The organism is Streptomyces sp. NPDC014861, from assembly GCF_043081625.1.
In the GTDB taxonomy this organism is placed as follows: Bacteria; Actinomycetota; Actinomycetes; order Streptomycetales; family Streptomycetaceae; genus Streptomyces.
In genome coordinates, this window is the sequence record NZ_JBIBWV010000006.1 from 74537 (window position 1) to 89074 (window position 14538).

15 protein-coding genes are annotated in these 14538 nt (G+C 74.1%); 6 read left to right on the forward strand and 9 right to left on the reverse strand.

The features are described from left to right. Window positions 1–48: 48 nt before the first annotated feature. The 3 genes from ACF1BN_RS14735 to ACF1BN_RS14745 form a co-directional block, all read right to left on the reverse strand. A complete protein-coding gene (locus ACF1BN_RS14735) occupies window positions 49–297 on the reverse strand; it encodes an SCO4226 family nickel-binding protein (RefSeq protein ID WP_392331994.1) in 249 nt (82 codons plus the stop codon). A gap of 32 nt (window positions 298–329) precedes the next feature. Further along, window positions 330–992, reverse strand: coding sequence for a pyridoxal 5'-phosphate synthase (locus ACF1BN_RS14740; RefSeq protein ID WP_392331995.1), 663 nt, complete (start codon window positions 990–992; stop codon window positions 330–332). A 325-nt stretch (window positions 993–1317) separates the two neighbouring features. Next, window positions 1318–2493 (reverse strand): acetyl-CoA acetyltransferase, encoded by a 1176-nt coding sequence (locus tag ACF1BN_RS14745; RefSeq protein WP_392331996.1) that lies wholly within the window; start codon window positions 2491–2493, stop codon window positions 1318–1320. 106 nt (window positions 2494–2599) lie between these two features. Between ACF1BN_RS14745 and ACF1BN_RS14750 the strand changes: the two genes are divergently transcribed. After that, window positions 2600–3772: an acyl-CoA dehydrogenase family protein gene (locus ACF1BN_RS14750; RefSeq protein WP_392331997.1), complete on the forward strand. Its 1173-nt coding sequence runs from the start codon at window positions 2600–2602 to the stop codon at window positions 3770–3772. Next, entirely contained in the window at window positions 3772–4245 is a 474-nt protein-coding gene (locus ACF1BN_RS14755) for a nitroreductase/quinone reductase family protein (RefSeq protein ID WP_392331998.1), read from the forward strand. Before ACF1BN_RS14750 ends, ACF1BN_RS14755 begins: the two co-directional genes overlap by 1 nt. Window positions 4246–4474: 229 nt before the next feature. On the opposite strand, the gene ACF1BN_RS14760 is transcribed toward ACF1BN_RS14755, so the two are convergent. Continuing rightward, window positions 4475–5122, reverse strand: coding sequence for a TetR family transcriptional regulator (locus tag ACF1BN_RS14760; protein ID WP_360313073.1), 648 nt, complete (start codon window positions 5120–5122; stop codon window positions 4475–4477). A gap of 175 nt (window positions 5123–5297) precedes the next feature. Here ACF1BN_RS14760 and ACF1BN_RS14765 point away from each other — a divergent pair, with 175 nt between their 5' ends. Then, window positions 5298–5492 carry a hypothetical protein gene (locus tag ACF1BN_RS14765; protein WP_392331999.1) on the forward strand — a complete coding sequence of 65 codons (195 nt, stop codon included), beginning with the start codon at window positions 5298–5300 and terminating at the stop codon, window positions 5490–5492. A gap of 9 nt (window positions 5493–5501) precedes the next feature. Next, a complete protein-coding gene (locus ACF1BN_RS14770; RefSeq protein ID WP_392332000.1) occupies window positions 5502–6392 on the forward strand; it encodes a VOC family protein in 891 nt (296 codons plus the stop codon). Window positions 6393–6425: 33 nt separating this feature from the next. Here the strand turns inward: ACF1BN_RS14770 and ACF1BN_RS14775 are convergent, their stop codons facing one another. After that, window positions 6426–8051: an IS200/IS605 family accessory protein TnpB-related protein gene (locus ACF1BN_RS14775; RefSeq protein ID WP_392332001.1), complete on the reverse strand. Its 1626-nt coding sequence runs from the start codon at window positions 8049–8051 to the stop codon at window positions 6426–6428. A gap of 291 nt (window positions 8052–8342) precedes the next feature. Here ACF1BN_RS14775 and ACF1BN_RS14780 point away from each other — a divergent pair, with 291 nt between their 5' ends. Further along, the gene (locus ACF1BN_RS14780; protein WP_392332002.1) at window positions 8343–10697 is read left to right on the forward strand and encodes a PQQ-binding-like beta-propeller repeat protein; all 2355 of its coding nucleotides are present in this window, start codon (window positions 8343–8345) and stop codon (window positions 10695–10697) included. 71 nt (window positions 10698–10768) lie between these two features. On the opposite strand, the gene ACF1BN_RS14785 is transcribed toward ACF1BN_RS14780, so the two are convergent. Further along, on the reverse strand, window positions 10769–11389 hold the full coding sequence (locus tag ACF1BN_RS14785; protein WP_392332003.1) for a hypothetical protein: 621 nt from the start codon (window positions 11387–11389) through the stop codon (window positions 10769–10771). A gap of 163 nt (window positions 11390–11552) precedes the next feature. Between ACF1BN_RS14785 and ACF1BN_RS14790 the strand changes: the two genes are divergently transcribed. Continuing rightward, a complete protein-coding gene (locus ACF1BN_RS14790) occupies window positions 11553–12113 on the forward strand; it encodes a hypothetical protein (protein WP_392332004.1) in 561 nt (186 codons plus the stop codon). Here ACF1BN_RS14790 and ACF1BN_RS14795 read toward each other — a convergent pair. The 3 genes from ACF1BN_RS14795 to ACF1BN_RS14805 are packed head-to-tail and all read right to left on the reverse strand — an operon-like array spanning window position 12091 to window position 14466. Beyond that, window positions 12091–12876, reverse strand: coding sequence for an enoyl-CoA hydratase/isomerase family protein (locus ACF1BN_RS14795; protein WP_392332005.1), 786 nt, complete (start codon window positions 12874–12876; stop codon window positions 12091–12093). The genes ACF1BN_RS14790 and ACF1BN_RS14795 overlap by 23 nt on opposite strands. After that, window positions 12873–13304: a Zn-ribbon domain-containing OB-fold protein gene (locus ACF1BN_RS14800; protein ID WP_392332006.1), complete on the reverse strand. Its 432-nt coding sequence runs from the start codon at window positions 13302–13304 to the stop codon at window positions 12873–12875. The genes ACF1BN_RS14795 and ACF1BN_RS14800 overlap by 4 nt, the downstream gene beginning before the upstream one ends. A 19-nt stretch (window positions 13305–13323) precedes the next feature. Beyond that, window positions 13324–14466 carry a lipid-transfer protein gene (locus tag ACF1BN_RS14805; protein WP_392332007.1) on the reverse strand — a complete coding sequence of 381 codons (1143 nt, stop codon included), beginning with the start codon at window positions 14464–14466 and terminating at the stop codon, window positions 13324–13326. Window positions 14467–14538: the final 72 nt, after the last annotated feature.

A 14538-nucleotide genomic window follows, 5' to 3' on the forward strand; every position in this document is an offset into this window, starting at 1 on the left:
GGTCGTCCCGCCCGGCACCCCGGCTCCCGCACCGCTCCCGCACCGCTCTCACACCCTGAGCGACACCTCGTGGATCTCGTCGGCCGCGTGCCCGGTCCGCTGGTGGATCCGCTGCACGGCCTCGGCGGAGGGGCCGGTCGACAGGCAGTAGACGGTGCCCGACGCCGGGTCCGCCCACGCCTTCTGGAAGTGGACCCCTTCCTCCTTCTCGATGGCGAGGTCGGCGCGGTGGGCTTCGAGGAGCTGGTCCTCCGTGATCCCGACCATGCCGCGGTGCACGTCCATGTAGGTGGCCATGGTTCTCACACCTCCCTTTCCATGGTGCGCCCTCAGGGCCAGAGCAGCTCCCTGGCCCAGCCGGCGGGGGCGGCGGGGTCGCGGCGGTAGCGGAGGCGGAGGTGGCGGCGGCGGGCGTCGCCCTGGAAGAACTCGAGCTCGGCCGGTTCGACGACGTACAGGGTCCAGGTGGGGGCGTCGGCGTCCGGCTCGGCCTCGGCGCGGCGCCAGGCCGCCTCGCTCGCCTCCGCGAGGGTCTCCGGTGATTCGAGGACTTCGCTCTGGCGGCCGGTGAGGGCGGCGGCGAGGGCGCCGGTGGTACGCGCGTGCAGGTCCGCGTACGCCTCCTCGTGGCTCGCGGGGGTGACGTGGCCCCGGATCCGGACCTGGCGGCCCTGGACCGGCCAGTAGAAGCCGAGCGCGGCCTCGGGGCGGGCGGCGAGCTGGCGGCCCTTGGCGCTGGTCGCGTGCGTGGCGAAGTGCCAGCCGCGGGCGTCGGCGTCGTGCAGCATCACCGTCCGGACGTCGGGCCGGCCGTCCTCGCCGGCGGTGGCGAGCGACAGCGTGTGCGGCTCGGTCTGCCCGGCGGCCACGGCGGCGAGGAACCAGGTGTGGAAGAGGGGCAGCGGTTCGGCCGGCGCGGTGTCCGGGTCGAACGCGGGCAGCTCGGTGTCCCAGACGCGCAGCGAGCGCAGGGCGTGGTGGAAGTCGCTCATGGGGCGAGGGTAGGGCGGGCGGCCGGGCGCGCCTCCGCCGGGCGTGCTTCGGCCGGGTGTGCCTCCGCCGGCTTGCCTCGGCCGGGCTCGGCTGGGGTCGGCGGGGCGCTGGGTCGCTGTGGTCGGCTGGGGTCGGTGGGGGCGTTGGGACGGCGGTGGGCTCGGCGGTCCGGTCCGGTCCGGTCTTGTCGGACGCGGCGGGGCGGTGGGGCGTTGGTCCTGGCGGGCGGCCTCCGCCAGGGCCGGGCCGCCTGCCGGGCCGCCTGCCGGGCCGCCTGCCGGGCCGCCTGCCGGGCCGCCTGCCGGACCGCCGGTGGGGGCGGGCCTAGTCGCGGCCCAGGACGACCGTGCCCGAGGAGCAGAACCAGCCGCCGGTGCCGGAGGCGAGGGCCAGACGGGGGAGGGAGCCGTCGCGGCGGCGGACCTGGAGGCCGGGGGCCTCGCCGCGGAGCTGGCGGACGGCTTCGACGAGGAGGAAGAGGCCGCGCATGCCGGGGTGGCAGGCGGAGAGGCCGCCGCCGTCGGTGTTGACCGGCACCGCGTCCTTCTCGGCGAAGTAGGCGCCGCCCTCGCCCTTGGGGCAGAAGCCGAGGTCCTCCAGGGTCACCAGGGTCATGTAGGTGAAGGCGTCGTAGAGCTCGGCGACGTCGATGTCGGCCGGGGTGACGCCGGCGCGGCCGAGGGCGAGGCGGCCGCTGACGGCGGCGGGGGAGACGGTGAAGTCCTCCCACTCGGACATGGTGGTGTGCGAGACGTGGGTGCCGGTGCCGAGGACCCAGACGGGGGCCTTCGCGGTGTCGGGGACGTACTCCTCGGCGACGAGGAGCACCGCGCAGCCGCCGTCGCTGCGGATGCAGCAGTGCAGTTTGGTGAAGGGGTCGGCGATCATCGGGCCGGAGAGGACGTCGTCGGTGGTGACCGGCTCCCGGAACATGGCCTCGGGGTTGCGGGAGGCGTGGGCGCGGGCCCGGACGGCGACCTCGGCGAGCTGTTCCAGGGTGGTGCCGTACCGGTGCATGTGGCGGCGGGCAGCCATCGCGTACTTGGCGACGAGGGTGTGCCCGTAGGGGACCTCGAACTGGAGCGGGCCGCGGGCGCCGAAGGACAGGTTCGAGGTGCGGCGGCGGGCCTTGATGTCGGCGCGGGCGGTGGAGCCGTACACCAGCAGCACCGCGTTGGCGTGGCCGGCGGAGATGGCGTCGGCGGCGTGGGCGGCCATGACCTCCCAGGTGGCTCCGCCGACGGTGGTGGAGTCCACCCAGGTGGGGCGCAGGCCCAGGTACTCGGCGACCTCGACGGGGGCGAGCGTGCCGAGTCCCGCGGAGGCGAGTCCGTCGACGAGGGAGCGGTCGAGGCCGCTGTCGGCGAGGGCGCGGCGGGCGGCCTGGGCGTGCAGGGCGTACGGGGTGGCCTCGTCGACCCGGCCGCAGTCGGAGAGCGCGACGCCGGCGACGGCGACCCGGCGGCGGCCGGGGGGAGCGGTGCGCGTGGAAGCGGTCATGAATCTGACGGTACATCAGATCCGTTCGATCGTGACCCGCGTCGCTCTGGGCAACCACCCTCCCTCCGCCCTAGCATGACGCACCGTCAGATACGGAGGGAGCCCCATGGACACCGCCGAAGGCGCGGACCCCGCGCTCACCGAGGAACAGCGGGAGATCCGCCGCACCCTGCGGGACCTGCTCGACCGGCACACCGGACCCCCGGCCACCCCCACCCCCCAGGGGTACGACCCCGACCTCTGGGCCCGCATGGCGGGCGAACTCGGCCTCAGCCGGCTCGCCCTCCCCGAGGAGTACGGCGGCACCGGCCGCGGCACCCCGGAACTCGCCCTCGCCTGCGAGGAGACCGGCCGCGCCCTCGCCCCCTCCCCGCTCCTCGCCACCAGCGTCCTCACGGCCCCCCTCGTCGCCGCCCTCGGCACCCCCGAACAGCGCGCCGAGCTGCTGCCCCGCATCGCCGACGCCACCCTCACCTGCGCGCTCGCCGTCCCCGGCGGCTCCCTCGGCCACGCCCTCGGACTCACCGGCGACAACACCACCGGCGCCTGGTCCGGCGACGGCAGGGCCGGCGGCGTCCAGGCCCGCCCCGCCCCCGACGGCGGCGAAGGCTGGCTCCTGTACGGCGAGGCCGAGCAGGTCCTCGACGGACACAGCGCCGGACTCCTCCTCGTCGCCGCCCACACCGGCGGCTTCGCCCGCAGCCGTACGCTCCTCCTCCTCGTCCGCCCCGACGACGCCGGCCCCGGACTGGTCCGCACCCGCCGCGCCGGCCTCGACCCCACCCGCTCCCCGGCCCGCGTCCAGTTCCGCGACGTCCCCGCCACCCTCCTCGGCGAGGACCCCGCCGACCCCGCCGACATCACCCGCGCCCTCGCCGCCGCCGGCCGCACCGCCGCCGTCCTCCTCGCCGCCGAGGCCGTCGGAGCCGCCCGCGGCGCCCTGGAACGCACCCGCGGACACCTGGGCACCGGCACCGCCGACGAAGCCCGGCCGAGCGGCCGGTACCGCCTCGCCGACCTGTACGTCCAGATCGAGGCCGCCCGGACGCTCACCTACTGCGCCGCCCGCGAGCCGGGACCCGGCCCCGACAGCGGCCCCCTCGCCCTCGCCCAGGCCCTCGAAGCCCTCCGTGCCGCCGCGGGCGAAGCCGTACCGGCCTACGACGCCCACCCCTACTTCCGCCGCGCGGCCGCCGACGAACTCCTCTTCGGACCCGCCGGACGCCTCCGCGCCCGCGCGGCCGAACGCACCGGACTCCTCGGAGAGGCGGCCGCCTGATGCGCATCGGAGTGAAACTCGTCCAGAAGGTCTCCTCGACCCGGACCTTCGCCCGCGTCGCCCCCCGTGTCATCCCCGCCCTCGACAAGGCCGTCCACCGGATCAGCGGGGGAAAAGCGCTGCTCAGCACCCAGATGCTGCCCGGCGTCGTGCTCACCGCGAAGGGCGCGAGGACCGGACGCGAGCGGACCACCCCGCTCGCCTGCATGCCGGAGCCGGAACAGGGCACCTGGCTGCTCATCGGCTCCAACTTCGGCCGCCCCGGCCACCCCGCCTGGACGGCCAACCTGCTCGCCCACCCGGACGTCCGGATCAGCTGGAAGGGCGAATCGATCCCCGTACGGGCCGAACGGCTGACGGGTCAGGAGCGGGCCGCCGCCTGGGAGGCGGCCCTCGCCTTCTGGCCCCCGTACGCCGCCTACCAGGCCAGGATCGAGCGCGAGATCCGGCTCTTCCGCCTCACCCGCAGGTGATCCGGTCCCGGACACGGCGTCGTCCAGTGCCGGATCCGGACACGGCATCGTCCTGGGCCGGATCGGGGCACGGCATCGTCCTGTGCCTGTGCCTGTGCCTGTGCCTGCCCCGGACACGGCGACGCCGACGGCGGTCACGCCCCGCGAGGGGCGGCGACCGGCGTCGGCGTCGACGACAGGACGGGTGAAGGAAGAGGCTCCGGCCGGGTCCGGCCGGCAGGTCTCCGGGCTATCTGACCGGCTTCTTGCCGGTGATGCCCAGATGCACCAACAGGGCCAGGTTCGGCTTGAGTTCGGCCTGCTTCACACCCCAGGTGGTGAAGCCCTTCTGGTGGCCGGCGACCGAGGCCAGCATCGCCACGAGCGAGCCCGCCATCGCGGCGGCGCTGACCTCCTTGTCGACCTTGCCCTTGGCCTGGAGCTCCTTCACCGCGTCCGTCAGGGAGTTGGTGACCGAGTTCAGGATCTTCATGCGGATCTTGTAGAACCGCTTGTCGCCCTCCGCGGCGCCGAGGTCCACCACGCGCAGGATGGCGTCGTGCTTCCGCCAGAAGTCGAGGAAGCCGTCGACGAGTTCCTCGGAGGTCTGCCAGGCCGCCTTGCCGACCCAGGAACGGCCGGAGACCAGCTCGGTCAACCCGGCGCCCTCCTTCGCCATTTCCTCCGCGAGCTCCAGGACGGCGCCTTCGACGTCCGGGAAGTACTGATAGAACGTCGCGGGTGAAGTACCCGCCTTCCGGGCCACGTCGATCACCTTGACGTCCCGGTACGGCGAGGAGCTGAGCATCTCACCGAGGCAGTCGAGCAGCTTCTGCCGCGTCGCCTGGCCGCGTCGTCCGGCCACGCGGCCGTCGACGGTGCGTACTTGTCCTGTCATGCCGTCAGCTTACCGAGGGGGGATCAGCGCGCGATTCGGCCGACTGCAAATGGGGTGCACACCGTTCCCCGAGGTCGGCAGGGGTGTCCTCGGCGCGTCGCGGGAGCCGGATCGCGCCAGATGCCCGGACCCGCCGCACCCCGCCCGCCTTGTGCACAGCCTGTGGGCAACTTCCGTGGACAACCCCACCGCCCCCACGGACCCCACCGCCCCCACCCCCTCCGCCCTCTCCCCGCCCTCCTCCCCGCCGTCCTCCCCGCCCTCCTTCCCGCCGTCCGTCCCGTCCTCCGCCCTGTCTCCGGCCGTCCTCCGCCCCGCCGCCGCCCCGGACGGCGCACACCGGAGCGCGCCGCCGCCCCCGCCGTCCTAGCGTGGAGTCATGGCCGTATACACAGAGGGCACCCCCTGCTGGGTGGACGCGCAGCTCCCGGACCTGGAGGCGGGCAAGCGCTTCTACGGCGAGCTCTTCGGCTGGACCTTCGACGACGACCGCGACGAGGCCCTGCTCGGCGGGCGCCGGGTCGCCGGGCTCCTCCCCAAGCGGGACGGCCGCATGCCCACCACCTGGACCGTCTACCTCGCCACCAAGGACGCCGGCACGGTCGCCGCCCGGGTCAAGGCCGCCGGCGGGCAGATGGTCATGGAGCCGTACCCCGTCGGCCCCTTCGGCGTCCTCGCCCTGGCCGCCGACCCCGGCGGCGCCGTCGTCGGCCTGCGCCAGTCCGGCGAGGACGACGGCTTCGAGGTGATCAACGAACCCGGCACCTTCTGCTGGATGGAGGTCTACACCCGCCGCCCCGGGCCCGTGGACACCTTCTACGCCTCCGTCTTCGGCTGGCTCGGCCGCCAGGCCGACCCCGCCGAGGAGGGCAAGGAACCGGGCTTCGACTACCGCGTCTGGTCCCCGCCCGGCTCCCGCCCCGACGACGACACCGCCTTCGGCGGCCGGGCCGTCATCACCGACGCCTTCCCCGCCGAGATGCCCGGCCACGTCCTCGTCTACTTCGCGGTCCACGACTGCGACGAGGCCTGCGCCATCACCGTCCGCCTCGGCGGCCGGGTCGCCGAGCCCCCCGCCGACACCCCCTACGGCCGGATCGCCGTCCTCCACGACAACCAGGGCGCCCGCTTCGCCGTCCTCGCCGAACCCACCCCCACCGACCCCCTCCTCTCCACCCCCGAGCCCGCCGCCCTCTCCACCGACACCGCCCCCCTGAGCGTCCCCGCACCCCCGGGTTCCACCCTCTCGGAGCCCTCCCCGGACAGGTGAGCCTTCCGCTCGATATGACCTGTGACACCGTTCCTACCCGGTGTTCAGGAGAGGTTCCTGGACCCACTCCCGTTCACCGCGGACACCCCGAACGGTTGTGGGTGCCCTGGTCGCCCGCTTTCGCTCCGTGTCCGGCGGCACGCATCGTGTGCGTGGTCCGGGAACGCGGGGGCGGGTCTCCTCACGCCCTGGGGTACCTGCCCGGGCCTGGACGGTCCGATGCCTCTGCTCATCGCTCTGGTGGGCAGGGGGCGGTGCCGTCCGACGCCTGATCGGGTGTCCCAGGGCGCGTCTGCCGATGGCCACCGACGCCGCTTGGTGGCGGGTGGTCCTGCGAGTGGTGGTGGTGAGGGGTTCCTGCCAGTGCTGGGCGCCCCACTTGCTGGTGTAGGCGGGGTCGACAGCGACGATCGCCATGCCGAGTTCACCGGCCATCGCCACGAGCCGGGCACGGAGGCGAGCCACCGGCAAACCGGAGATCAGTTTGCGGAAGGATCTGCGGCGGCCGTGCTTCTCGCGGGTCTTCTCGGCCTGGAAGCCGAGGTTCTCGACGGCGATCGTGAGACCGTGCCGGCGCGCCCAGCGCAGGAGGCGGGTCAGGGCGTGGCGGATCTGGGCGTCGCGATGGCCGGCCGAGCCGGACAGGTCGTAGGCGAAGGTCCGGGGCTCCCCCGTGGGGTTGCCGTGGCGGTCGAGTCGCCAGGCGGCGAGGTGGTCGGCGTTCATGTCGACCCCGATCACCCCGCGCGCGACGGCGGTCTCGACCGGGACGACCCTGGTGGGAGGGACCTGCCAGGAGGCCGTGAGGTACCAGCGTCCGCGCGCGGTGTCGTGGTGGATGCGGTAGGCCACCGCCCGGTTGCCGCTGACGCGGTCGCTCCATTCATCGCCACGGTGGCGGAAGGCCGCACGAGAGGCGAGGACGTACCGGCCGCGCGGAGCGTTCGCGAGTCCGGACAGGGGGGCCGGCAACTTGATCGACACCTCGCCGTCGGGCGTGACGCGGATGGTTTCGTTCCCGAACCGCTTTCCGGACTCCCCGTCCGCCTGGAGAAACGCCCGCTCGGCCTCCCATCGCTGACGCCATTGCTCGGCGGTGAGCCCCGCGGCGGCGAGATGGTGGCGGTTCCCGGCAAGCTTCCTCCCGCCTCGTACGACCCGGGTCCGCCCCGCACGGTGGTCGGCCCACTCGCGAGCGAGGCGGTCCTCCAGTACACGCAGGCGGCGGGCCTTCGCGTGCCACTCCTGACGGGAGAGGTATCCGCCCGGAGCCCGTTTCGTGCCCTTCGCGCCCAGCGGTAGCGACAACCGGTAGGCGAGGGTCCGTACACCCGCTTCCAGATTCTCGATCCGTGCCCACTGGCAGCGTCGGGAGAGCGCCCACTGCTCATGTGTGGCCTTTGTCACCGCTCCCGCCCACCGCGACGACGACGCCCCGGTCAACGCCCGCTTCCGCTCCGCCCACGATGCCGCGGAGTGCTCCAGCCCCTCGGCACATCGACGCCTGAGGTCACGAGAGGCCAGCGAGCCGAGGTGGGCGCCGACGAGGCCCAGTACGGCACAGTCTCGTTCGGTCAGCTGCTTGAGACCGGTGCGCACCGCGACTCCCGAAGGGCGCGGCAGAGTGAACGACGGCGACACCTTCCGCAGGTCACCCATCCCCCCTCACCCCCACCGACTGTGCACGCACTCCCCGTCCGTCAGTACGGCAACGAGCAGGGGCTTGAAAGGGTGCGCATTCGAGGTCAGAACCTTCGTTCTCCCCTTTGTGGCGCCAAGATGCCAGAGGCCCGCAGGGCCGACCATCCCTGCCGGAAGGTCCTACTCCTCTGCCGACATGTACGGTTCGCCACTCCGATCCGCCCCCGGGTTCGCAACCAGGGCTCCGGACAGGAAGAATCAGGGGCCCGGGCCGTACCGTCATGGCCCGTACGGGGAGGTGGCAGGCAAGTGGAACAGCTGACGCAGCACGACCCGAGACGCATCGGGCCCTTCGAGGTGCTGGGCCGGCTCGGCGCGGGCGGCATGGGGCTGGTCTATCTCGCGCGCTCGGCGTCCGGCCGGCGCGTGGCGATCAAGACCGTGCGCACGGAGCTCGCTGAGGACCAGCTGTTCCGGGTCCGCTTCACCCGGGAGGTCGAGGCCGCCCGGGCGGTGTCCGGGTTCTACACGGCCGCCGTCGTCGACGCCGACCCGCGCGCGGCCGTGCCGTGGCTGGCGACCGCGTACGTGCCGGCGCCCTCGCTGGAAGAGATAGTGAACGAGTGCGGGCCGCTCCCGGCCCAGGCCGTCCGCTGGCTCGCCGCCGGAGTCGCCGAGGCCCTCCAGTCCATCCACGGCGCCGGTCTCGTCCACCGCGACCTCAAGCCGTCCAACGTCCTCGTCGTCGAGGACGGCCCCCGGGTGATCGACTTCGGCATCGCGTCCGGCGTCTCCAACACGCGGCTGACGATGACCAACGTCGCCGTGGGCACCCCCGCCTACATGTCGCCCGAGCAGGCCCGCGACTCGCGCAGCGTCACCGGCGCCAGCGACGTCTTCTCGCTGGGCTCCATGCTGGTGTTCGCCGCGACCGGGCACGCGCCCTTCCACGGCGCCAACCCGGTGGAGACCGTCTTCATGCTGCTCCGCGACGGGCCGGACCTGGAGGGCCTGCCGGACGAGCTGCGGCCGCTCATCGACGCGTGCATGGAGATGGACGTGGCGCAGCGGCCGACCCCGGCCGACCTCCAGGCCATGCTCGCCCCGCACCTCTTCGGTCCGGGCAGCGACGACAGCGGCACCGCCTCCGCGTGGCTGCCGGAGAGCGCCGTCACCATGATCGAGACCCGGCGCGGCGGTCGGCCGACCCCGCCGCCGGTCACCCCGCCGCCGATGCCGCCGCGCCCGCCCGTCCCGTACGACGGGCGCGATCCGCGCGACCCGGAGCCCGCCCACGCGGGCGGCCGGCACGCGGGGCCGGCGGAGGACTCCGGCGGGCCGGTGCGGCTCGGCGGCGCCACCGTGCCGATCGGTCCCGGACCCCGGGTCGCCGACACCCGCGCGGCCCTCGCCCTCGGCCAGGCCTCCGACCCGCACGCCACCGGCTGGGTCCGCCCGCCCGGCGGCGAGCCCGCGCCCGCGCCCGTACCGCAGCAGCCGCAGGGGCGGTCGCAGGAGGTGCCCGAGCCCGGTCCGTGGCGGCCGTGGCGGTTCCGCATGTCGAACGACGTGTGGGGGACGCCGGTGGTCGCCGGCGACCTGCTCTACGTCACCTCCTTCGAGGTGCACGCGCTGGACACCGGCTCCGGCCGGCGCCAGTTCAAGACCAGGGACGTCGCCTGGTCGATGACGGTGGCGCAGGGCCGCATCCACGCCTCCGACGGGCCGACGCTGTACGCGCTGGACGCCGCCGACGGCGGCGAGCGCTGGCGGCTGCGCAGCGACGCCTGGGTGTACTCCCTCCAGGTGGACCGGGGCACCGTCGTCACCGGCACCCGGGGCGGCGGCGTGCAGGGCTGGGAGGCGTCCAACGGCGCCAAGCTGTGGGAGATCTCCGGCTGTCAGACGGACTTCGAGACCCCGGAGGCGGGCCCGGCCGTGCACGGCGACACCGTGTACGTGTGGCGGGACGCCCGGCTCCAGGCCCTCGACGCCCGGACGGGCACCGAGCGCTGGTCGTACCCGATCGGCGACGCCGCCTCCTGCGGGCACGTGCCGGTCCGGGTCGCCCCGGCCGAGGACGGCTGCGTGTACGTCGCCGCCGGCACCCGCGTCCTGTCGATCGACATCGCCGGCGGGCACGTCCGCTGGCACTTCGAGGCGCCCGCCGTCTTCCTCTCGCCGCCCGCCTTCGCGCCCGGCCCGGCCGTGACGGGCGGCGGTGTGTACCTCGCCGACCACCTCGGCACGGTGTACGCCCTCGACGCCACCACCGGCCAGGACCGCTGGCGGATCGCGACCGAGCAGCGCCAGTCGTCCGAGCCGGTGCTGGTCGCGGACGGCAACGTGCACGTCGGCAGCGGCAGCGCGCTGTACACCCTGGACGCGGTCACCGGCACCCCGCGGTGGCGGTTCGCGGCCGGCGGCGAGCTGGTCGGCACCCCCGTCGTGGCTGACGGGCGGGTCCACTTCGGCTCGGCCGACCACGTCCTCTACACCCTGGACGCGACCGGCGGGCAGCTGCGCTGGAAGCTCGCGACGGGCGGCGAGATCACCGGTTCGCCGGTGGTGCGGGGCGGGGTCGTGTACGCGTGCAGCAAGGACCGGTGCGTGTACGCGCTGGACGCGGCGAAGGGCACGGCCACCGGCCGGGGGAGGCCGTAGGGACGGCCGGTACCGGGGCCGACCGGTCTTAAGGCGGGCCGGTGGCCCGGGCCGGTCGGTCGTAGGGACGGCTAGTACCGGGGCCGGTCGTCGCGGTCGCGCGGGGGGTCGACCGGGACGTCGAAGTGGCCGGGGGCGGCGTACGGCATCGAGCGGGTCTCGGTGTCGTACGGCTGCTGTCCCGCCTGCGGCGGACCGTCCTGCGGCGGGCCGTCGGGCGGGGGCCCGTCGAGCGTCGGGTGCGTGGGGCGCGGTGCGGCGGGCGACAGCCGGTGGGCCTTCGGGCGGCCGGACATGACGAGGGCGCCGAGCAGGAGCAGCACCCCGCCGCCGAAGGCGTTGGCGACACCGTCGCCGAGGCCGCGCCCGTCCCCGGAGACCACCAGGCTGCCCTCGGCCTGCCCGACCCGGACCATCCACAGGACCGTGAAGCCGAGCACGACGAGGCCGGCGGCGGCGACGAGCAGCCGGGAGCGCAGGACCACCCCGAGGACGGTGACGAGGGCGGCGAAGAGGAACGGCAGCAGGATCGAGCCGATGACCCCGGACCCGGTGTCGGTGATGCCGGTGAAGAGGTCCCCGACCGGATAGTCGCTGCCGTGACGGCCGTCGTACCAGGCACGGAAGGGGCTCCAGACGGCGGCCGTCGCTCCGGCGAGGGCCAGGACCGAGCCGACGACGTTGCGGATCATCGATCGGCCTCCTCGGGGGCGTTCGCGGTCCGGCTCTCTCGCTGTCGACGCTACGCCCGGTGGCGTGGACCCGCCATGCGGGATGAGGGGCCCCGCTAGGGTGTGGCGCGCACATGACGGACGGGACGGGGAGACGGTGACGGTGGTACGGACCCGGTTGAAGATGGCGGCCACGCTGACGGTGGTGGTGCTGGCGCTGACGGGCTTCCAGACGAGCTCGGGCGGCAAGGGCGGCAGCGGGAAGAGCAAGAGCAGGAGCAGCGGCGGCTGTTCCAGTGACAAGAAGGACAACGACGACCACCAGGGCTCCGGGTCGAACGGCGACGGCGGCAGCGGCAGCGGCGGCGAGTACACCGCCGAGCCGACGGCCACCGCCACGGCCACGTACGGCCCCGGTGTCGACGTGCTCGTGGTCGACTGCGTGAAGCCCGCGCAGAAGAAGCGGAAGGGCAGGCCCGCCCGCAAGGCGGACACCACGGCCACGCTGCGGATCGTCAACGAGGGGCTGTACAGCACCAGCGAGACCCGCCGGGTGACCCTGGAGTTCAGGAACGCCGCCGGTTCGGTCGTGGACACGGCGGAGACGACCGTGACGGTCGAGGGCGGGCAGCGGAAGGACTTCGAGGTGAAAATGGCGAAGCCCCGGCTCGTCGACAAGGTGAGGAAGTGCGTGATCCGCGACGCCGTCGAGCTCGTGGTGCCTACCGCGTCCGGTACCCCGTAGCCCTCCCCGTGAACAGCGCCGCCTGCCGCTCCGCCGGCAGGTTGCCGAGGCTGACCAGATGCGGGGCCTGGGCGAGCGCCTGGGACCTGACAGCCTCCTTCGCGGTCCACAGGGCCCGTACGGTGCCCTGGACGGCGGCCGTGGGGCAGGCGGCGACGACGGCCGCCGCCTCCCGCGCGGCGGCCAGCGCGCCGCCGGCCGCCGTCACCTCGCTGACCAGTCCCGTCTCGTACGCCCGCCGGGCGGAGACCCGCTCGGCGGAGCCCATGAGGGCCATCCGGGCGACCTCGCCGAACGGCATCCGCTGGGCCATGTGGATGGTCTCGAAGGCGCTGACCATGCCGTAGGTGGTGTGCGGGTCGAAGAAGGTCGCGGTCTCGCCGGCGATCAGGAACTCGGTCTCGCCGAGCAGGTAGAAGGCGCCGCCGCAGGCCATCCCCTCGACCGCGGCGATCACCGGTTTCCACAGGTCGTTGGCCTTGGGGCCGATCGTGAGCAGCGGGTCGTCGATCGTGTACGGGGAGGAGGGCTGCGGCACCCGGCCGGCGTCGTCGCGGTCGATACCGGTGCAGAAGGCGCGTCCGCCGGCGCCGGTGAGGACGATCGCCCGGACGTCGTCCTCGTACCGGAACCCCCTCCAGATCGCGGCGAGTTCGCGGGCCATCGCGAGGGTGATCGCGTTGAGCCGTCCGGGCCGGTCGAGGGTGACGACGGCGACGCCGGTCTCCTTGTCGCGCGCCACGGAGATCCCGGGGGCGCTCATCCGCGCTCCAGGATCCAGCGGGGGACGGCGACGCCGTCGATCTCGGCGAAGGCGACGCGGACGGCGGCGCCGATGCGGAGGCGGGCGGGGTCGACGGAGTCGAGGCGGGCGCCGGGTTCGGCGACGACGTTCCCGGCGAGGCGGATGCGGGGCGCGTCGGCGAGTTCGACGAGGACGGCGTTGTAGGGGGCCTGTTCGGCGTAGTCGGGCAGGAGCGGCGGGTGCGGGAGCACGTACGACCAGATCCGGCCGCGCCCGGACATGAGCCGCCACTCGGTGGCGAAGGACTGGCAGTGGGGGCAGCAGGGGCGGGGCGGGAAGCGCAGCTCGCCGCACTCCCGCTCGGCGCACGCCTGGATCCTGAGTTCGCCGCGGGCGGTGAACTCCCAGAAGGGGGCGCCGTCTTCGTCGATGACGGGGTTCAGCACGGGGACCAGCTCCTCGGACTCAGGCGCGCAGCAGGATGGCGGAGGTGGGGACGCCCTCGCCCGCGGTGACGAGGCAGGTGGCGGCGTCGGGGACCTGGGCGGTGGAGGTGCCGCGGAGCTGTTTCACGCCTTCGTTGATGAGGTTGAAGCCGTGGACGTACGCCTCGGAGAGGCCGCCGCCGCCGGTGTTGAGGGGGAGCCGGCCGCCGAGTTCGAGGGCGCCGCCCTCGGTGAATGCGGCGCCCTCGCCGCGGCCGCAGAAGCCGTACCCCTCCAGGGAGAGCGGGACGAGGGGGGTGAAGGCGTCGTAGATCTGGGCGACGTCGACGTCCTGGGGGCCGAAGTCGGCGGTCTTCCACAGGTGGCGGGCGGCGGTCCAGGCGGGGCCGGAGAGCGGGTCGTCGTTCCAGTAGTTGACCATGCCGTGGTGCTGGGCGGGCAGGCCCTGGGCGGCGGAGTGGACGTAGACGGGCTTCCGGCGGCAGTCGCGGGCGCGTTCGGCGGAGACGACGACGCAGGCGAGGGCGCCGTCGGTCTCCAGGCAGTTGTCGAAGAGGCAGAGGGGTTCGCTGATCCAGCGGGAGGTCATGTACATCTCCCGGGTCAGCGGGCGCTCGTACATGATCGCGGCGGGGTTCTGGTTGGCGCGGTTGCGGCAGGCGAGGGCGACGTTGAAGAGGTGGTCGCGGGTGGCGCCGTACTCGTGCATGTAGCGGCGGGCGAGCATGCCGATCTCGTCGGCGGGGCGGAGCAGCCCGTAGGGGCGGGTCCACTGGCCGGGGGTGGGGAGCTGGACGGCGGTGTTCTTCCAGGGGCGGGGGCCCGAGCCGCGTTTGCGGGAGCGCCAGGCGACGCCGACGCTCGCCTGGCCGGTGGCGATCGCGGCGGCGAGGTGGCCGACGGTGGCGCAGGAGCCGCCGCCGCCGTAGCCGACCTTGGAGAAGAAGGTGACGTCGCCGGCGCCGATCGCCTTGGCGACCTCGACCTCGTCGGTCTCCTCCATGGTGTAGGAGGCGAAGGCGTCGACCTCGGACGGGGCGATGCCGGCGTCGTCGAGGGCGGCGAGGATCGCTCGGCAGGCGAGCGTCCTCTCGGTCTCGGGGAGCTGTTTCGCGAAGGCCGTCTGGCCTATGCCGACGATGGCGGTGGCGTCCTTGAGCACCGGACCTCCTCATGGGGCAGCACTGCTGACAGCGCGTCAGGCTACAACTAATCTGACGGATAGTCAGCTACG

What these genes read in the sequence shown, in the direction of transcription:
- ACF1BN_RS14735 (WP_392331994.1), bottom strand. Translation starts at nt 297, where the DNA reads ATGGCCACCTACATGGACGTGCACCGCGGCATGGTCGGGATCACGGAG.
- ACF1BN_RS14740 (WP_392331995.1), bottom strand. Translation starts at nt 992, where the DNA reads ATGAGCGACTTCCACCACGCCCTGCGCTCGCTGCGCGTCTGGGACACC.
- ACF1BN_RS14745 (WP_392331996.1), bottom strand. Translation starts at nt 2,493, where the DNA reads ATGACCGCTTCCACGCGCACCGCTCCCCCCGGCCGCCGCCGGGTCGCC.
- ACF1BN_RS14750 (WP_392331997.1), top strand. Translation starts at nt 2,600, where the DNA reads ATGGACACCGCCGAAGGCGCGGACCCCGCGCTCACCGAGGAACAGCGG.
- ACF1BN_RS14755 (WP_392331998.1), top strand. Translation starts at nt 3,772, where the DNA reads ATGCGCATCGGAGTGAAACTCGTCCAGAAGGTCTCCTCGACCCGGACC.
- ACF1BN_RS14760 (WP_360313073.1), bottom strand. Translation starts at nt 5,122, where the DNA reads ATGACAGGACAAGTACGCACCGTCGACGGCCGCGTGGCCGGACGACGC.
- ACF1BN_RS14770 (WP_392332000.1), top strand. Translation starts at nt 5,502, where the DNA reads ATGGCCGTATACACAGAGGGCACCCCCTGCTGGGTGGACGCGCAGCTC.
- ACF1BN_RS14775 (WP_392332001.1), bottom strand. Translation starts at nt 8,051, where the DNA reads ATGGGTGACCTGCGGAAGGTGTCGCCGTCGTTCACTCTGCCGCGCCCT.
- ACF1BN_RS14785 (WP_392332003.1), bottom strand. Translation starts at nt 11,389, where the DNA reads ATGATCCGCAACGTCGTCGGCTCGGTCCTGGCCCTCGCCGGAGCGACG.
- ACF1BN_RS14790 (WP_392332004.1), top strand. Translation starts at nt 11,553, where the DNA reads ATGGCGGCCACGCTGACGGTGGTGGTGCTGGCGCTGACGGGCTTCCAG.
- ACF1BN_RS14795 (WP_392332005.1), bottom strand. Translation starts at nt 12,876, where the DNA reads ATGAGCGCCCCCGGGATCTCCGTGGCGCGCGACAAGGAGACCGGCGTC.